This window comes from Nocardia aurantia (assembly GCF_009604425.1).
Classification (GTDB): Bacteria; Actinomycetota; Actinomycetes; order Mycobacteriales; family Mycobacteriaceae; genus Nocardia; species Nocardia aurantia.
In genome coordinates, this window is record NZ_WEGI01000015.1 from 1 (window position 1) to 17,796 (window position 17,796).

Sequence of the window (17,796 nt, forward strand, 5' to 3'; positions counted from 1 at the left end):
CCCCACCCCAACCCCCGCCACCGAAACCCGCACCGGCCCCAGCACCGAGACATCGACCACCGCCATCGGCCCCTCGCCTCCCATGCCGTCAGAATGCCACCGCCGGACCGGGGAATCACCGGCGAGCGGCACGGCGTTCACTCCCGATCGGCGATCGCGTACCACAAGCGGCCACTGCTGGTCACCTCGTACTGCCATTGCTCCAGCTCGACGCTGCCGACCTTGACGGAGCCCAGCATCGCCTTCAGCCGATGCTGACGTGCCGGATTGCGCACGCTGCGCGGTTCGGCGGTCAGGTCCACCCATGCTCGATCCAGCGCATCCAGGGCCTGTCGCTCCAGTTCGGCCCACCCTCTGGCGGCCTCGGTACTGTGCGGCAGTACCCGCCACGGCTTCGGTCGGGGGATTTCGTCCCCGCGCTTCAACCTGGTCATCGACGACCGCCGGGGCGCTCGACCTCCGCGAAGTCGGCCGGATCGAACGGCCCGCTCAGCTGTGCGACGCGAGCCGGGTCGGTGTGGATCTCCGCGGTGTGCTGCCAGGCGATGAGATCGCGAAGAAACGGCAGGTAATACCCGGTATCGGCGCCTGCGAGCAGATCGTCCAGCAACTCCCGCACCGCCTCGGGCCGGTGCTTGGCCGGTAGCCACGTCAGCCAGGGCAGTTCCTCGGCGAACACCTCCTCGGCCAGTTGCCGGTTCCCGCGTGCCACCAATCCCAGCGACCGCGCGGCGAGCCGCAGCGCGCCCTCCATCGCGCGGTACCGCTCGTCGCGCATGAGGACCACATTCTCCGCATCGCGCCGCTCGAGGAGCACATCGGCGTCGGCCAGCAAGGGAAACACCGACGTCTGCTTCCGGACGAGGTCACTGAACGGCAGGCTCTTCATCGCACTCATCCGGCCATGATAGCGCAGTGCTGAAGTAGTTCAGTACTGCGCGCGGTCAATCGCCGAATTTCAGAGCGGTGCCGGTGTCCACCACTGGTCGGCGATGTCGGTGCCGGGATGGGAACCCCATTGGAGGTCGATGACCACCCATGCTCGGGCCGGGTCGTCGAATTCGATGGTGGCCCAGCCGAGGTTGCCGCCGGAGTAGTAGCCGGTGCGGATGCGGCCGGTGCCGGACGGGCGGGACCAGGGTTGCTCCCGGACGGACGCGTCGTGCAGGTTGGTCTGGAAGGTGCTGTCGCGCCTCGGATCTCCGCGACGGAACGACCAGACCGTCCACTCGATTCCGTTGTCCTGCTTGCATTCGATCGCGGGGGCGCCGCCGTTGTTCAGCACGTTCAGATCGTCGCACCGGGCACCTTGGTAGCCGGGTAGTCCGGGGGCGGTGGGTAGCAGGCCGGGGAACAGGGCCACCAGGTCGTTGTCCCGGCCCCACGCGGTCACCGGGGGGAGGGTGCTCGTGGTCGGGGCGGTCGTCGTGGTGACGGTGGGCGGCGATGTGGGTGATGGTGCGGCTGTGGATGTTTCGATCGGCTGTTGTGTCCGGGCGGGGAGCAGGGTCGCCGCGGCGATCGTCGCGGCGGCCACCACCGCGATCACCGCGGCGGCGGCGACCCAGAGGTTGCGGTGCCCGGTTCGCCGGTTCGGGGTGGGCGACCAGGTGGGTCCGGTGGGTGCGCCCAGCGCGCGCTGGGTGGCGGCGGCGAGGGCGGTGCAGCTGTCGTAGCGGTCGGCCGGGTTCTTGGCCAGTGCGGTGGCGATCACCGCGTCGAACGATTCGGGGAGGCCGGGACGGACCCGGGAGGGTGGCGGCGGTGGCTCGTTGAGGTGGGCGCGGATCGTGTCGGCCGCCGAAGCACGCGGGAAAGGCACAGTGCCGGTGAGCATCTCGTACAGGGTGCAGCCCAGCGAGTAGATGTCCGCGCGGTGGTCGACGGTGTCGCCCAGCAGATGTTCCGGTGCGGCGTAGGCGAGGGTGGCGACGAGGGTGCCGGATGCGGTGAGCGCGGTCAGGTCGCCGGAGCGGGCGATGCCGAAATCGGTGACGAAGACGTGGTCGGCCCCGCCGTCGTCACCGACGAGCAGGTTGGCGGGCTTCACATCCCGGTGGATCAGGCCCTGCCGATGGGCCGCGTCCAGTCCGGCCGCGGCCCCGGCCAGGATCGAGATCGCCCGTCGCGGTGGCAGTGTCGCCGGACCGCGCGTGACGAGTTGCGCCACGTCCGGTCCGGCGACGTATCGCATCGCGATCCAGGGAGTACCGTCCGCCACGCCACGGTCGTAGATCTCGATCACGTTCGGGTGATCGAGCCGGGCCGCGAGATCGGCCTCGCGCTCGAACCGTTCCCGGAATCCGGAATCGGCCCGATGCAACACCTTCAACGCGACCGAGCGTGGCAGCCGTGGATGCCGCGCCAGGTAGACCGTGCCGCTCCCGCCGGCCCCGAGTACCCGCTCGATCCGGTATCCGGCTATCACCCCACCCGAGGTGGGTTCGGGCGCACCGGAACCCACTCGACCCGTCACATCATGGTCCGTCACGTCCCGCAGCTCCTCTGGAACACCCACCGATTCTCCCGCTGACCGTAGGCGAGCGTCGAGTCACCGGCCGAACCCGGTTGCGGAACGGGCCGGGAACTCGAAACCGGTGGGTAGTGGCTGCGTGGCTCGGGCCGCCGGGCGGCGTGGTGCCCGCCGGCGGCCCGGCCCCTACGCGGAGCTCAGGCGTAGGTGTACGAGACGCCGTCGACCGTTCCGCCCGCGGTGGTGACGGTGACCGCCACCGTGCCCAATCCGGGCGGGGTGACCGCCGTGATCTGGGTCGCCGAGTCGACGGTGAACGAGAGCGCCGGCAAGAGACCGAAATGCACCGCGGTGGCTCCGGTCAGACCGGTTCCGGTGAGTACCACGACCGTTGCGCCCGTGATCGGTCCCGTGGCCGGTGTGATGGCGGTCAGGGTGGGAGCCGCGATGTAGGTGAACGGGATCCCGTTGCTCGTGCCGCCCGGGGTAGTGACGGTGACCGCCACCGTACCGGCCGCCCCCGCCGGGGTGACGGCGGTGATCTGGGTGGGGGAGACGACGGTGAACGACGTCGCGGGTGTGCCACCGAAACTGACCGCGGTCGCGCCGTTCAGGGCCGTCCCGGTGAGGACCACGGTCGTCCCGCCGGTGGCCCGTCCCGACGGGGGTGTGATGGCGACCAGGGTGGGAGCCGCGGCGTAGCTGAACGGGAGTCCGTTGCTCGTGCCGCCCGGAGTGGTGACGGTGACCGGCACGAGGCCGGCCGGACCGGCGGGTGTCACGGCCGTGATCTGCGTCGCCGAGTCGACCGTGAACGAAGTCGCCGGTGTGCCACCGAAGTTCACCGCGGTGGCGCCGGTCAGGGCCAACCCGGTGAGGACGACCGTCGTGCCGCCGGTCACGGGTCCGGAATGGGGAGAGATCCCGGTCAGGACGGGAGCCGCGACGTAGGTGTAGGGAACGTTGTTGCTGATTCCCGTGAGGCCGATGACGGACACCTGTGCCGTACCGGGCAGGCCCGGCGGGGCGACAGCCGTGATCTGCGTGGCGGAATTGACGATGAACAACGCCGGGAGAATACCGAACCGCACCGCGAGAACTCCGGTGAAGCCGGTTCCGGTGATCGTGACACTCGTGCCCCCCAGGGCGGGGCCCGAGGTCGGAGAGATGGATGTGATGGTAGGCATTGCAGCCGGCCTCCTCGTACTGATGTGTCGATGATTACGTGTGCCGGTCGTTGTCCGGCTGTGTCAGCGGGCCCGCTGACTCCAGTAAGGCCCCGAGATCGCCTGCCCGGCAATATGTCTGCCGGTTCGCTTTCGTTCGTTTTCGACTCGGCCGGGCACGGCCGACGACCCGGTGGCGCATTCACCCGATCCACGGGTGCGGCGAATCGCTCCGATCCACGGGTGGCACCGCTTCGAAAGCATTGTGCGGGCCGCATTGTCGGCGGGCTCGGGGCCGCGTGATCCGCGTTCTCGCGCAGGACGGGCGATCGAAGTGAAAACGAACGAAAACGGATCGCGGATGCGTTGCCCGGCAAAAGGCCGGCGGGGGTTAATGGAGCTGACGGGACCGCCACGGCGGTGGGGGACAAGGAGGTTTCGATGGCTACCGTTCTGAGGATGCTGCTGGCGGAGCAGCATCTCACGAACCATTCCGACTTTCTGGCGGCCTACGACAGATGCGCCGCACAACTCGATCCGCCGATCCCCGCCGGTTACGGGCCGGCCAAAACGCAGTTCTATCAGTGGCTCTCGGGCAGAATGGTCGGACTTCCCCGCGACTATCATTGCCGGGTACTGGTCAAGATGTTTCCCGGCTGGACGGTCGAGCGCTTGTTTCAGATGGCGGATGCCGCGACGGTCGCGGCACGGGCCCACGAGTTGGGTGTTCCCGCACCGGACATCGAACTCGGAACATTTCTCGGCGCCGAAGTGATCACCAGTGGGATTACGCTCGTGTACCCGACCTTCGAGCTACCGATCCAGCCCGTCCACACACACTCGGCGGCCGAGGCCGGTCACCGCTGGGCATTCGCGAGAAAGCCTCGCGTATTCGCGGCCGATCGCCACGTCGATGTCCTGACTGCCCTTCCGGAGCCGGAAACCCGCGGATTGCTGCATGTGTTCACCGCGTTCCAGCGCCATACCGGTATTCCGATCGATATTCGCGGCGATCGGTATGTCGCCGCGCACAGTGACCGCCCTTACCTCAGCTTCGGGCTGATGGGCAACGACTGCACACGCAAGTACCTCGAAGGCGCCGAGCGACCGCTGTTCACGGTCGACGGCGGGGCCGAATACTGTTCCCGGTTCGCGCAGTTGGAGTTGACGGACGGCAGCCGGTACAGCTCGACCGGTGATTACGACATCGGCGTCATCGCACGGGTGCGACCGGTCCCGGATCCGCATCCCGATCGGTACTGGATGTTCTGCGCGGGCCTGGGGCCTCGGGGTATGACCGGGGCGAGCCGGTATCTGGCCGGCTGCTGGAGTCCGCTGCAACAACGGGTCGGCGATCGCGAGTTCGTCGCGGTGGTCGGCGTCGGCACGGACTCCGATGATACGGTCCACTTGGAGCATCTACTGATCGATTCGGAAACCTGACGGGGTCGTCCGGTGCGGGCCGCGGGCACCCGATTCACAGTGGTGCGCCTCGCCACCAGTTGTCGTACACATCCTGTCCGCCGGTGCCGCCGGAGGCGCCGACAATGCAGAAGCGGCGGCCCGGATCGTCGAAAGCGACATCCAGCAGGCCGAATCCGGCCATCGAGTCGGTGGTCCAGCGCACCGAGCCGGTGCCGGTCGGCCGGGTCCAGTGTTCCTCGCGAATATTGCTGCGGCCGAGCACATCCGACGAATAGGTGATCGGGCGGCGGTTGGGGTCGCAATGGATGTTCACGGAGAAGCCGGTCGACGAGGACGGCGGCAGACACTGCAACCAGGTGCCGCGGTCGTCGTTCAACGCGCACCGCACACCCTGGTATCCGCTGCCCTCCGGGTCGGCGGGCAACAGGCCGGGGAAGGCGCTGACGATGTACGCCGCCGCACCCCAGGCCGCTGCCGCCGGAGTCGTGGTGGCGGGCGGAGTCGTCGGCGCCGAGGTGCCGGAACGGGTCGTCGGCACCGGGGCGGATGTCGTGATCGCGACGGGATGGCCCTGCTCCGCGCCGCTTCGAGCCACCGCGATCGCCGTGCCCGCGGCCACCACCAGCGCCGCCGCCGCGGCGATCGACCAATATCGCACCGCTCGGCCGGAAGTCGCCGGTGCTTCCGGTCCGGGACGGGAAGAACCGGTTCCGGGACGATCGGCGCCGGTGCCCGGCCGCAGCACGGGTGCCGGGCCGGTCTGCCGGTCGGCAACCGGTGTGCCGAATCCCGGTCCGGCCGGTCCGGCATATCGCATCGGAAGGCCGGAAGCCGTTGCGGCGCTGCCGAATCGGGCACCCTCGTGCGAATCGGAGTGCCTCTCCTCGAACGCCGCGGTGGCGGCGGCCGCGAGTTCGGCGCAACTGCCGAATCGGTCCGCCGGATTTTTCGCCAGCGCGCGGATCAGGACCGCGTCGAGTCGTCGTGGCAGGGCCGGATTCGCGGCCGAGGCGGCGGGTGGTGGCTCGGTGAGGTGCGCGGCCATCGCCGCGACCGGCGAGCGGCGGCCGAACGGCGGTGCCCCGGTGAGCATCTCGAACAGCGAACAGCCCAGCGAGTACACGTCGGTGCGGGCGTCGAGCGCGTGGCCGCTCAGCTGTTCGGGCGAGGCGTAGGCGAAGGTCGCCAGCACCGAACCGGTGCTGGTCACGGTGTTCGTGTCGACGGATCGGGCGATGCCGAAATCGGTGATGCGCACCGTGTCCGTGCCGTCGGGGCCGGGCGCGACGAGAATGTTGGCGGGCTTCACATCCCGGTGCAACAGGCCCGCTCGATGTGCCGCGTCGAGTCCGCGCGCGGCTTCCGTGACGATGCGCAGCGCTCGGCGCGGTGGCAGTTCCGCCGGGCCGCGGCGCACCAGTTCGGCTACGTCGGACCCGTCGACGTAGCGCATCGCGATCCACAGCAGATCGCCCTCGGCGCCGCGGTCGTAGATCGAGACCACATTCGGATGTTCTACGCGCGCGGCCAGTTCCGCCTCGCGCAGGAATCTCGAGCGGAAGTCCTCGTCCCGGCCCAGCGCCGGATCGAGGATCTTCACCGCGTCGCGGCGGGGCAGCCGAGGATGTTCGGCCAGATAGACCACGCCCATCCCGCCGGCCCCGATCCGGCGCAGGACGCGATACCCGGCGAACAGTTCGCCCGGCTGCAACTCCGACAACTCCACGGCCGCGACCTCCCTGCCGCGCGACGATACCGGAGCGCCGACCGGCCCCGATACCGGCGACGATCCGGACCCGCCCGGATCCGATCGCGGCCGCGCCGAATTCACTGGAGCGCGAACTCGTTTTGCGACAGGCGCAGGTAGTGGTCGCCCGCGCTGCAATACATGTAGTCGGTGGTGCTGTAGCACTCGACCGCGCCGACACCGGTGGTGGTCTCGTACGGCAGCACGGGCAGGCTCGGATCCATCACCGTGTCACCGGCGCAGGTGAATCGGGCGGCGGCCGTGACCGACATCGTCACCGTGTGCCCGTACCCGCTGTCCCCGCAACCGCCGGCCGGTCGCGGCGGCGGGGTGAACCGGTAGTCGATGATGTCGCAGCGCACGTCGGTGCCGTCGCTGATCATGCAGGCGATATTGCCCGACGGCGACCGGAACCAGTCGTAGGAGTACTGCGGCCCACCTGGATGCGCCTGTGCCGGACCGGCGAAGCCGATCGCCGCGGCCGTCGTGGCCAGTGCGGCCAGCGCCGCCAATTTCCCCATCATGTTCGTGCCTTTCCCTCGGATGTGCGCTCAGCATGGCGCGCAACCCTTTCCGGGAACTTACCGGTGGCTTGCCGGTGGGTAGGCGATTCCGGTGAGGCGTTCGGATTCGGACCAGAGCCGGTCCTGGCAGTGGCGGTCGGTGGCCCGCGCGTGGGCCGGGATCCGGATCGGGCTGCCACGGAGGCCGTTCCGGCCGGCGGGGCCGTAGAAGTCGGCGTTCGCCGCGGCCGGATCGGTGGCGGCGCGCAGGATGGGCAGGGCGCCGCCGTCGGGGCTCTGCGCGAACCGGGTCAGCAGCGGTGCGGGCGCGGACATCGCGGCGCGGGTGACCGGATCCCAGTTGCGGCCGAAATCGGTGGCGGCCAAGCCGGGGTGGGCGGCGACGGAGCGCACGGGTGTGCCGGTGAGGTGGCGCGCCAGGGTGAGGGCGAACATGAGGTTGGCCAGTTTGGATTGCGCGTAGGCCGCGGACCGGTGGTAGCGACGGTGGGTGAAGTGCAGGTCGCCGGGGACGAGGACACCACGCTTCAGGATGGTGCTCGTCACGGTCACCACGCGGGCGGCGGGTGCGGCGACGAGTCGCGGCCACAGCAGACCGGTCAGGGCGAAGTGGCCCAGATGGTTGGTGGCCAGCGTGGATTCGAATCCCTCGCCGGTGAGGACGCGGCGGCGGGCTGCGGTGCCCGCGTTGTTGATCAGGAGGTCGATGCGGGGGTGGCGAGCGCTCACGGCGGCGGCGCAGGCGCGGACCGACGACTGATCGGCGAGGTCGACGGGCAGCGCCGTCACCGACGCGGAGCGCACGGCGGCCCGGATCTGTTCGGCTCGTGCGGTGTTCCGGCACACCACCACGATCTCGGCCCCGGCCCCCGCCAGCGCGATGCTGATCGCGAGGCCCAATCCCGCCGCGCCACCGGTGATCACGGCGACGCGACCGGTCAGATCGGGAATGTCCGCGATCGTCCACTCGGATGTTGCGAAGGTGGAGCGCACTGGAATCCTGTCGTCGGTTATCGCTGCGGCAGCAGCGACAGCAGGCCGCGTGCGGTCGCTTCGTCGGCGGAAGCGTTCGGATGGAACGGAATTCCGATCGGGTCCGTGGTGGGGTCGGCGAATCCGTTCACCCACGGGCGGTCCGAGCAACTTCCGTGACCGGCGGTCGCGGCGCGGGTGTCGAAGAAGTCGACGCCCAGCGATCGCGCGGTCTCGCGCTGCGCGCTGTCGAGGCGGTCGAGATACTCGGTGTACGCGGCGGCCCGGGGCTGGGTGACCCTGAGGCCGAGAATTCCGAAGCACACCGAATCCTCGCCCGGCACATGGATTTCGGGATATCCCACCAGGACGATGCGCGCGGCCGGTGCGTAGTACCGGACATAGGTCACGACGTCCCGGATCCGGGCCTCGTAGGCCGGGCCGGTGAGGTCGGCCGGATCGTTGACCAGGCCCCGCGCCGCATCCTCGGGCCCGCATCCGGCCGGCCGGATCACGCAGTCGAACAGATCGATCCCGGCCACGGTGGCGGGATTCGAGGCGGCCCTTGCCCGTCCGTATTCGCCCCAGGCGTCGTTGAGGCCGAGTTGGATCGCGACCATCGCGGTCCGCGGTCCGAAAGCCCCGGCCGCCGCGGCCCGGCTCGTCTCGTGAACCGCCGACAGGCCCGGACCCGAGGTCAGACTCGCGCCCTGGCACGAAACATCGAGGACATCACCGTCTTCCGTGAGTCCGGCGGCCGCGGCCAGCCGTCCTGGCCAGGCGTCGGGCAGTTGCGCGCAGCTCAGATCGCCGCGGCCCGCGACCTTGTCGGCCATCGCGTCCACCCAGGTGCCGCCGGTTGTGTACGAATCACCCAGTACCACCAGGGTCCGGCCGTCGATCGGATCGGCGGAGCCGGCGCCGGCGGGCCCGCCGAGCAAGCAGGACGCCAGCAGCGCACCGAGCGACGCGAGGCGCGCGACTCGGCTCACCACGTCACCGGCAGCGACACCAGGCCGCGCGTCGCGATCTCCTCCCGCATGCGCAGCTCCTCCGGCGAGATCGCCAGGCGCATATCGGGGAAACGGGAGACGAGCTGCGTGTACACCGATTGCAGCTCGACGCGGGCCAGCGGTGCGCCGATACAGAATCGCCGGCCGTAGCCGAAGGTCAGATGAGCGCCCTCCTTGCGGGTGATGTCGAGTCGCCGCGAATCCGAGAACACCGCCGGATCGTGGTTGGCCGATTCGATATCGAGCAGTACGAGGTCTCCCCGCCTGACCTCGGCGCCGTACAGATCGAGATCCTCGCGCGCGTAGCGGATGAATCCGGTGTTCTCGTGTACCCGCAGCAGTTCCTCGATCGCGTTGTTCACCAATTCCGGCCGCTCGACCAGCAATTGCCATTGGTCGAGATTGGTGAGCAGGTATTTCATGCCGAGGCTGATCTCGATCACCGTCGACTCGTGCCCGATGACCAGCAGCACCATGCCGACCGCGGTGATCACCTTGTCGGTCAGTTCCGGGTTCTCGCAGAGCCGGGAGAAGACGTCGTCGCCGGGCTCCACCCGCTTGCGCGCCACCAATTCCTTGCAGTACGAATACCATTCGGCGCCGGCCTGCCCGGATTTCGCGGCGTCGTACTTGTGGAACACCGCGGCGCTCCATTCCCGGAACTTGTCGCGATCGGCGGCCGGCGCGCCCATGAGCTCGCTGATCACCATCATGGGCAGCGGAATCGCCAACTGGTCGTGCAGATCTCCGGAATCGCCGCCGGCCGCGAGTTCGTTCAGCAGTTCCGTGGTGAGCGCCTCCACCCGGGGACGGAATTCACGCATGCGTTGCGGGCCGAAGAACGGATTCAGCATGGTCCGCAGCCGCTCGTGATCCTCCGGTTCGGTCTCGAAGGTCCCGATCGGGCCGCCGAACAGGACCGAATTCGATTTGCGAGCAGCGGTTTCCGGCGTCGGATGGGCCCGGCCCAGGCGCCGGTCGGCGAACAGTTCGCGCACCGGCTCGTGGCCGCTGATCAGCCAGGCCTCGTCGCCGACCTCGGTGCGGACGCGGCGGATGGTCTCGTTCCCGGTGAACGGGCAGGCGGATGCGGAGGTCTCGGAGGTCTCGGAGGTCTCGGAGGTCTCGGAGGTCTCGGAGGTCTCGGAGGTCATCGTCTTCTCCTGTGGCTCAGCCGGTGCGCGAACGCGATCGGCAGGACGTCGGGCAGCCGATCCGGTTCGGTCGGATCCGTGAACATCTCGACGAGGAACGCCGCCGCGGCCGGTGGTGGCAGCCCGGGGCCGATCACCACCGCGGCCCGGCCGCCGATCCGGTCGATCTCCGCGACGATCGGCTCGTACCTGGCGGGGAGCAGGTTGTGCCGGGACACGAAATCGCGGATCTGCTCGGCCGTGGTCATGGTGGACCGGTCGATCGGCGAACAGACCGGGATCTTCGGATCGTGGAACGCCATGGTGGACACGAAGCCGGACATGAAGTCGACGGCGTGCCGCTGCAACGGTGAGTGGAACGCGCCCTGATACCGGTCCAGCAGGAACATCAGGACACCCGCGGGCGCGTCGGCGATCAGGTCCTCGAGCGCGGCCCGGTGGCCGGCGAGGACGAACGAACGGGTTTCGAGATCGAGCGGGCCGGTGTCCACGGCGAGGTGGATGTCGCTTTCGCAGAAGCTCTCCGGATCGCACTCGATCGGCGCGGACACCAGCACCATGGCCTGGGCCGGTGCGCTCGGCGGCAGCGGCGGGACGAGGCGACGCTGGAACAGCATGGCGTACAACTGTTCCCGTTCGATTGCCTCGGCGACGCACGCGCCGATCAGCGCGCCGAGGCTCAAACCGCCCACCACGTCCGGGATGACGCCGTGCGCGGCCAGATCGTCGGTGAGCCCGAGGGCCAGGGCGGCGTGCCGCAGTGCGTCGAGGCTGTGCCCGAATTCCGGATCGGCCGGGCGATATGTGCGAAATTCCTTCTCGGACAGCCCGATGCACTGTGCCGCCTCGGCAGACGCCCGCCGGACGCCGGGGCTGTGCCGGTGGAACCGGTCGGCGAGATCCGGCTCCAGCGTGATCTGGCCGCCGTAGAGAAATGCGAGTTTCGACATCGTTCTTCCGGGTGAGGGGCGCAGGCGCCGAATGTATCTGCGATCCAACAACATCCGTGTGGCGCGGGCAATCGGCCGGAGCTGACAGATTCGTGTCATGGAGTTCGGTTCGCGCCGATGCTGTGCTGGTGGGGATGCCGTACCGGACGGCCGTGGAGACGACGGGGATCATGACAGGGACCGGATCGATGATCGCGAGCGTGTCGGACACCGCGCGCTGGGTCGCGGTGCACCGGGCATGGGAGACCGAGCGGCCCGACGCGCTGTTCCGAGATCCGCTGGCGAGCCGGCTGGCGGGGGAGCCCGGCCGGGCCATTCTGCGGGCGGCCCCGGCGAAACTGCGCCGGGGCTGGTGGATCGTCTCGCGCACGAGGCTGATCGACGAACTGATCGCGGTGGCGCTCGCGCAGGGATGTGATCTGGTGCTGAATCTGGCCGCCGGACTGGACGCCCGGCCCTACCGGATGGACCTCCCGCCGAACCTGCCGTGGGTGGAGGTGGATCTGCCCGCGATGGTCGAGGAGAAGGAGCAGGCGCTCGCCGGGGAACGGCCGAGGTGTGAATTGCGCAGGTGCGCAGTGGATCTGGCGGACCATGCGGCGCTCGGCGAGTTCCTGGACCGGACGCTGGCCACCGCCGAGCGTGCCTTGGTGCTGACCGAGGGGCTGCTGGTCTACCTGGAGCCGGCCGAGGTGCTCGCGTTGTCCACGGCCCTGTCCCGGCCGCAGATCCAGTGGTGGGTCTTCGATCTGATGTCCGAGGCCTGCCGTCGCCGGGTCCAGCGCCAAGGCGGCGAGATGCTGACCAACGCGCCCCTGCGGTTCGGGACCGACGACGGCGTCGCCTATTTCGAGCGGCTCGGCTGGAAACTCCACAGCGCGACATCGCTGTTCCACGCCGCCGAGCGATTCCGGCGGCTGCCGTGGTTCCAGCGGCCGCTCACCTACTGGCCGCAACCGAATCCGCGCAACCCCGGCCGGGTGCCGTGGGGTGGGGTCGTGAGCCTGCGCCACTGAGCGCGGCGCCGCCGGATCGAGTGCGGTTCAGGCCGTCTGCTCGGCGTCCTGCGTGATCACCAGCGCGACGTGCAGGCGCGACGGGCAGTCCAGTTTCGTCATCACCTGGCGCAGGTGGTTGACGACCGTCCATTCGGCGATACCCAAGCGGCTGGCGATCATCCGGTTCGTCATCCCCTCCGCCACCAGGCGCGCGACCTCCAATTGCCGCTTGGTCAGGCGCGACACCGGGGAGTCGAGCGCGGCCGCCGGCAGCGGCGGAGCGGTCAGCCCGTAGGCGATCGCCGCGTCGAGGTCGAGTACCGGGCCGACGGCGGTGACGGCCGTATCGCCCGCGCCCGCCGCCGATCCCGGCATCGCGGTGCGCCCGGTGGGGGCGGGCAGCGCGTAGTCGATCCGGATCCAGTGCGTGGCCGCCGAAAGACGATGGGCGGGTACGGAATACGCCGGTCCCGCCAGGCGGTAGGCCCGTGCGCAGCCGTCCAGCGCCGCCACCGCCGCCATCGGATCGGCCGCCGGTTCCGGTGTGCGCAGCACCTGCCGGAACACCTCGAGCGCGCGATGCGGCGTACCGGCGCGCAACAGGGTCCGGCCCAGGGCGGTCAGCAGGCCGAGCCGGTCACGGCGGTCCGGCAGCGCCGCGATCCGGTCGCGCAGCGCCCGGCGGTCGTCGTCGCTGTGCGAATCATCGAGCAGGATCAGGGATTCGAGCACCGCGGCGAGTTCGCGCTCCCGCGGCGCGGCCGCATCGTCCGGCCGGATCGTGTCGAGCAGCCCGCGCGCCCGCTCCGGTTGTCCCGCTTCGTGATACGCCAGGGCGAGCCGCCGCGCCGCGCCGGGATCGCCTGCCGGGGAGAGCAGTTCGACCGCCTCCGGAAATCGGCCGGACCGCAACGCCCAGTCGCCCAGCAGGTTCCGGCACTGTGCCGCCACCTGCGGGTCCGCGGCGGTCAGCAGACCGGTGAGGACGGACTCGGTGTGGGGCAGCATCCGGCGCTCGATCCAGACGGCCTCGAGGGTGCGGATCAGCCCGACCGCGGATTCGAGTTCCCCACGGGCGAGGAGATGTTCGACGGTGGTGACGAGATCCGGGTACCAGCGGTCGGTGAGACGCAGTGCGGCGGCCCGCCCGCCGGGCCGGTCGAGCAGTGCCGCGATCTCGGTGGCGAGGTTCCCGACGCCGGTCGCGCGGGTGTCCCGGATCCGTTGCGCGCGAGCCGCGTCCGCGTACAGCAACTGCCGGCAGTAGGCGCGGACCAGGCCGGGCATCCGATAGGTGAAGTGCCCGTTCTCGGCGACCGCGTGCTCGAGCAGGCTGCGGTTGACCAGCTCGGCCAGTCGCTCGACGATCGCGTCCCGTCGCTCACCGCTGAGCAGTAGCAGCACCTCCTCCAGATCGGTGAGGACATCGGAGGCGGCGATGTGCAGCAGCAGATCCGTGGCCAGCGCGTCGAGATCGGTGATGCCCCACTGTATGCAGTCCGCGACAGTGCTGTGCCGTGACGGGATGTCGACGAACGGCGGCGGTGGAAGCGGCTGCCCGGACCTGATCCGCGCCAGCGTCCGTTCCGCGCCGATCCGCGTGACCGCGACCGCGGCCAGTTCCAGAGCCAGTGGCACGCCGTCCAGTTCGGCCGCGATCTCCTCGGTGATCGCCGGCGTCAGTGTGGAAGTCGCACTGCGGAACAGGGTTTCGATGCTCTCGCGGAGCAGGTGGGCGGCCGGGCTGGGCGTCCGGTCACCGGGCCCGGCCGCGATCGCGAGCGGCCGGACCTGGAACAGGCATTCCTGATAGAGCCCGAGCGCGCGGCGGCTCGTCGTCACGACCGTCAGATTCGGGCAGCGGGCCAGCAGTTCCGGTAATTCGTCCGCGAGCTGCCGGGCGACCGGATCGCAGTTGTCCAGGAACAGGATCGTGGGTTCGGCGCCGGGGTGAGCCGGTGTCGAGCCGGCACCGCCCAGCCGGTCCGCGACCACCGCCCGGACTCGTTGCGGCTCCGCCACTTCGGCCAGATCCACCGCGACCACGCGCTCGGCGGCCCCGTCGAGCGCCGCGTCCACGAGCTTGCTCTTGCCCACCCCGGCGATCCCGGTCACCGTCAGCAGCCGGATCCGCCGATCGGCGAGCAGCCGCCGAACCTCCGCCACCTGCTCGTCTCGCGCGATCAACGCCGGAATTCGGTACCGCCCCATGGCTTCGACGCCCTCCTCTGACGTCCGGAAGAACCGGTCGGCGTCGTTGCCGGTGAGGTGCCCATCAGCCGCAAAGTCTAGAACCGGACGAGCGGCGCCACCTTGCCACCGAGCAGATCGATTGTGCGCAAGACCTTCTCGTGCGGCAGCGTGCCGACGCTGGGATGCAGCATGAACCGGTCCAGCCCGAGGGTGTCCCGGACATCCGCGATCTTCTCCGCGACCCGATCGGGATCGCCGACGAACAGCGAACCGTCGGGCCCGCGCATCGCGTCGAACTGGGCGGGTGTCATCGGCGCCCAGCCGCGTTCCCGGCCCAGCCCGCTCATCGCCGCCGCGTACGGCGCGTAGAAGTCGGCCACCGCCTGCTCCTCGGTGTCGGCGACGTACCCGTGCGCGTGCACCGCGATCGGCCGCGGCTCGTGCCCGCCCTGCTCGAGGGCGCGGTGATACAGATCCACCAGCGGCCGGAACCGGGCCGGCTGCCCGCCGATGATCGCGATCGCCAGCGGCAGCCCCAGCAGCCCCGCCCGCGCCACCGATTCCGGACTGCCGCCGACGGCGATCCAGATCGGCAGCGGCCGGTCGGTCCGCGGATACACCACGGCGTCCTGCAACGGCGCCCGGAACTGCCCCGACCAGGTCACGGGCTCGTCCGCGCGCAACCGCAACAGCAGCGCCAGCTTCTCCTCGAACAGGGCGTCGTAGTCACCGAGATCGAATCCGAACAGCGGGAAACTCTCGACGAACGACCCCCGCCCGGCCATGAGCTCCGCGCGCCCGCTCGACAGCAGATCCAACGTGGCGAACTGCTGATACAACCGGACCGGATCATCGGAGCTGAGCACACTGACCGCACTGGTCAGCTGGATGCGCTCGGTGCGCCCGGCGATCGCCGCCAGCACCACCGCGGGCGCCGACACGGCGAAATCCTCCCGATGATGCTCGCCGACCCCGTAGACGTCCAGCCCCGCCTGTTCCGCGGCCACCGCCTCGGCCACCACCTCCCGCAACCGCTCGCCCGCGTTCGGCGCGGGCCGGTCGCTGACGGCATGCCGTTCGGCGAAGGTGGTCAGTCCCAGTTCCATGTGGTCGCCTCGATCCGATCGTGAACCAGCTCGTATCGTCCCTCAAAACGGACCGCGGTCCGAATTTGTTCCACCGCGCGCGACGGAGCCCGGTCGAGCCGGTGTCAGTCGCCCGCGATCGCCCGGAACTCGTCGTAGGAAAGCGTGCCGTCCTCGTCGGTGTCGGCGCCGACGAAGTCCGCGAAGACCGTGTCCAGGTCGCCGGCGGTCAGCGCGCGGCCCAGGGTGGCGCCCTTCCAGGCCGTGAACTCCTTGATGTCGATGCGGCCGTCGCCGTCCCGGTCGGCCGCGCTGAACTGTTCTTCGAGGTTGCCCACGAATCTCTCCTCACTCGGATGATCTCGGTCGAGACGACCGAGTTCACCCTAGCGATCCGGTCGCCGTCGCGCGCCCGTCCCGGCGTCGCGGGGTCCGGCAATTCGGCAGCGGCGCAGAAGGTTCGGTCGCTTCACCGGCGCAGCGTCGTCTCCCGGTGCAGGTGGGAGAACTTGTCGGGGTTGCGCACCGAGTAGAGGCCGGTGACGAGTCCGTCGTCGAGGCGCAGCGCGAGGACGGTGTCGATCCGGCCGTCGAGGCGCAGGATGAGCGCGGGATGACCGTTGACGTGCGCCGGCTCCAGCGAGCGGGTGGCGAGGTTGCCGAGCGCGGCGGCCAGCAGGGCGGCGACCGCCTCGGCGCCGACGACGGGGACGAGGGCGGCCTGCGCGACGCCGCCACCGTCGCCGAGGAAGACGACGTCGGGCGCGAGGATGTCGAGCAGTCCGGACAGGTCGCCGGTGTCCACCGCCCGCTGGAACGCCGACAGGGCGCCGCGGGCGTCGGCGGGGGAGACGGTGCCGCGCGGACGGCGGGCGGCGATATGGGATCGTGCGCGGTAGGCGAGCTGGCGGACCGCGGCCGGGGTCCGGCCGACGGTTTCGGCGATCTCCTCGTAGTCCAGGTCGAAGACCTCGCGCAGGACGAACACGGCCCGCTCGATCGGCGCGAGGGTTTCCAGTACCAGCAGCATCGCCATCGAGACATGTTCGGCGAGTTCGACATCGGCGGCGACGTCGGGTGCGGTGAGCAGCGGTTCGGGCAGCCAGGGGCCGACGTAGGACTCCTTGCGGCGGGTGAGGGTGCGCAGGCGGTCCAGCGCGCAGCGCGTGGTGATCCGGACCAGATACGCGCGGTGTTCCTGCACGGTGCCGAGGTCGACGCGGGTCCAGCGCAGCCAGGTTTCCTGCAGCACGTCCTCGGCGTCGGCGGCCGAGCCGAGCATCTCGTAGGCGGCGGTGAACAGCAGATTGCGGTGCGCCACGAAGAGCTCGGTCGCGAGATCCGGTCGGGTGTCGCGGTTCCCGCCGACTCCGGCGGGGATGTGCCCGGTCTGTGCCACGGGGGCCTGCTTTCTCTCGGCGGCGATCCGTGCACGAGACGGTTCCGCCCCGGGATTCATAACACGGAATCGCCGTGATCCACATCACGATTCGGGCGTGTTACGGCAGCCGGGCGGCCGTCGTCCTGTGGTCATCCGATTCAGAACCGCGAGTGAGGAACACATCATGGAACCCCGTTTCGACCTGAACGCCAACGAACTCGGCGCGAAGATCGGTCAGCGCTTCGCCAACACCAGTGTGGCGATCCTGCAATCGTCACTGCCGAAATCCCTGGTGGAACTCGTCGAGTTGCGCGCCAGCCAGATCAACGGCTGCGGCTACTGCGTCGACGCCCACGCCAAGGAACTCGCCGCCGCCGGTGAACCGGCCGTGCGGGTGAATCTGGTTGCCGCCTGGCGGGAATCGACGGTATTCACCGAGGCCGAGCAGGCCGCGCTGGCGCTGGCCGAGGAGGGCACCCGCATGGCCGACGCCGCGCACGGCGTCTCCGACGAGACGTGGGCGCTGGTGCGCAAGCATTTCGACGACGATCAGATCGCCGCGCTGGTCTATCTCGTCGCGATGATCAACGCCGCCAACCGCTTGCTGGTGATCACCAGGACCAAGGGCGGGTCGTATCAGGCGGGCGCCTTCGACGCCGTGGCGAACTGAGCGTCGCCGGAACGGCGCCGGACGCGGCAGGCGGGCGCCCGCCCG

General features: G+C 69.8%; 17 protein-coding genes. 3 read left to right on the forward strand and 14 right to left on the reverse strand.

Annotated elements, in window-relative coordinates; all coding sequences use genetic code 11:
• Positions 1-137: 137 nt before the first annotated feature.
• The 4 genes from NRB56_RS31430 to NRB56_RS31445 all read right to left on the reverse strand — a co-directional run bounded on the left by NRB56_RS31430 (position 138) and on the right by NRB56_RS31445 (position 3,660).
• Complete coding sequence (locus NRB56_RS31430) at positions 138-434, reverse strand: hypothetical protein (protein ID WP_153347998.1); 297 nt, start codon at positions 432-434, stop codon at positions 138-140.
• Complete coding sequence (locus tag NRB56_RS31435) at positions 431-898, reverse strand: hypothetical protein (protein WP_153347999.1); 468 nt, start codon at positions 896-898, stop codon at positions 431-433. Before NRB56_RS31435 ends, NRB56_RS31430 begins: the two co-directional genes overlap by 4 nt.
• Positions 899-958: 60 nt before the next feature.
• Entirely contained in the window at positions 959-2,518 is a 1,560-nt protein-coding gene (locus tag NRB56_RS31440) for a serine/threonine-protein kinase (protein ID WP_319943809.1), read from the reverse strand.
• A 152-nt stretch (positions 2,519-2,670) separates the two neighbouring features.
• On the reverse strand, positions 2,671-3,660 hold the full coding sequence (locus NRB56_RS31445; protein WP_153348000.1) for an IPT/TIG domain-containing protein: 990 nt from the start codon (positions 3,658-3,660) through the stop codon (positions 2,671-2,673).
• A gap of 345 nt (positions 3,661-4,005) precedes the next feature.
• On the opposite strand from NRB56_RS31445, the gene NRB56_RS31450 reads away from it, so the two are divergent.
• Positions 4,006-5,082, forward strand: coding sequence for a hypothetical protein (locus tag NRB56_RS31450; protein WP_153348001.1), 1,077 nt, complete (start codon positions 4,006-4,008; stop codon positions 5,080-5,082).
• 34 nt (positions 5,083-5,116) lie between these two features.
• On the opposite strand, the gene NRB56_RS31455 is transcribed toward NRB56_RS31450, so the two are convergent.
• The 6 genes from NRB56_RS31455 to NRB56_RS31480 all read right to left on the reverse strand — a co-directional run bounded on the left by NRB56_RS31455 (position 5,117) and on the right by NRB56_RS31480 (position 11,424).
• The gene (locus NRB56_RS31455) at positions 5,117-6,790 is read right to left on the reverse strand and encodes a serine/threonine-protein kinase (protein ID WP_319943810.1); all 1,674 of its coding nucleotides are present in this window, start codon (positions 6,788-6,790) and stop codon (positions 5,117-5,119) included.
• Between the two features lie 101 nt (positions 6,791-6,891).
• Positions 6,892-7,335, reverse strand: coding sequence for a hypothetical protein (locus NRB56_RS31460; protein WP_153348003.1), 444 nt, complete (start codon positions 7,333-7,335; stop codon positions 6,892-6,894).
• 57 nt (positions 7,336-7,392) lie between these two features.
• Positions 7,393-8,328 (reverse strand): oxidoreductase, encoded by a 936-nt coding sequence (locus NRB56_RS31465; protein ID WP_319943811.1) that lies wholly within the window; start codon positions 8,326-8,328, stop codon positions 7,393-7,395.
• Positions 8,329-8,345: 17 nt separating this feature from the next.
• Complete coding sequence (locus NRB56_RS39410; protein ID WP_153348005.1) at positions 8,346-9,299, reverse strand: SGNH/GDSL hydrolase family protein; 954 nt, start codon at positions 9,297-9,299, stop codon at positions 8,346-8,348.
• Positions 9,296-10,474 carry a cytochrome P450 gene (locus tag NRB56_RS31475; protein WP_153348006.1) on the reverse strand — a complete coding sequence of 393 codons (1,179 nt, stop codon included), beginning with the start codon at positions 10,472-10,474 and terminating at the stop codon, positions 9,296-9,298. Before NRB56_RS31475 ends, NRB56_RS39410 begins: the two co-directional genes overlap by 4 nt.
• Positions 10,471-11,424 carry an acyltransferase domain-containing protein gene (locus tag NRB56_RS31480; RefSeq protein WP_194291061.1) on the reverse strand — a complete coding sequence of 318 codons (954 nt, stop codon included), beginning with the start codon at positions 11,422-11,424 and terminating at the stop codon, positions 10,471-10,473. The genes NRB56_RS31475 and NRB56_RS31480 overlap by 4 nt, the downstream gene beginning before the upstream one ends.
• A 170-nt stretch (positions 11,425-11,594) precedes the next feature.
• Here NRB56_RS31480 and NRB56_RS31485 point away from each other — a divergent pair, with 170 nt between their 5' ends.
• On the forward strand, positions 11,595-12,440 hold the full coding sequence (locus NRB56_RS31485; protein WP_153348008.1) for a class I SAM-dependent methyltransferase: 846 nt from the start codon (positions 11,595-11,597) through the stop codon (positions 12,438-12,440).
• Positions 12,441-12,467: 27 nt separating this feature from the next.
• On the opposite strand, the gene NRB56_RS31490 is transcribed toward NRB56_RS31485, so the two are convergent.
• The 4 genes from NRB56_RS31490 to NRB56_RS31505 all read right to left on the reverse strand — a co-directional run bounded on the left by NRB56_RS31490 (position 12,468) and on the right by NRB56_RS31505 (position 17,099).
• The gene (locus NRB56_RS31490; protein WP_153348009.1) at positions 12,468-14,633 is read right to left on the reverse strand and encodes a LuxR C-terminal-related transcriptional regulator; all 2,166 of its coding nucleotides are present in this window, start codon (positions 14,631-14,633) and stop codon (positions 12,468-12,470) included.
• 77 nt (positions 14,634-14,710) lie between these two features.
• Positions 14,711-15,721 (reverse strand): LLM class flavin-dependent oxidoreductase, encoded by a 1,011-nt coding sequence (locus NRB56_RS31495; RefSeq protein WP_153348010.1) that lies wholly within the window; start codon positions 15,719-15,721, stop codon positions 14,711-14,713.
• Between the two features lie 104 nt (positions 15,722-15,825).
• Positions 15,826-16,038: an EF-hand domain-containing protein gene (locus NRB56_RS31500; RefSeq protein ID WP_153348011.1), complete on the reverse strand. Its 213-nt coding sequence runs from the start codon at positions 16,036-16,038 to the stop codon at positions 15,826-15,828.
• A gap of 131 nt (positions 16,039-16,169) precedes the next feature.
• Positions 16,170-17,099 carry an RNA polymerase sigma-70 factor gene (locus NRB56_RS31505; protein WP_319943812.1) on the reverse strand — a complete coding sequence of 310 codons (930 nt, stop codon included), beginning with the start codon at positions 17,097-17,099 and terminating at the stop codon, positions 16,170-16,172.
• Between the two features lie 166 nt (positions 17,100-17,265).
• Here NRB56_RS31505 and NRB56_RS31510 point away from each other — a divergent pair, with 166 nt between their 5' ends.
• Positions 17,266-17,751 carry a carboxymuconolactone decarboxylase family protein gene (locus NRB56_RS31510; protein WP_153348012.1) on the forward strand — a complete coding sequence of 162 codons (486 nt, stop codon included), beginning with the start codon at positions 17,266-17,268 and terminating at the stop codon, positions 17,749-17,751.
• Positions 17,752-17,796 lie beyond the last annotated feature (45 nt).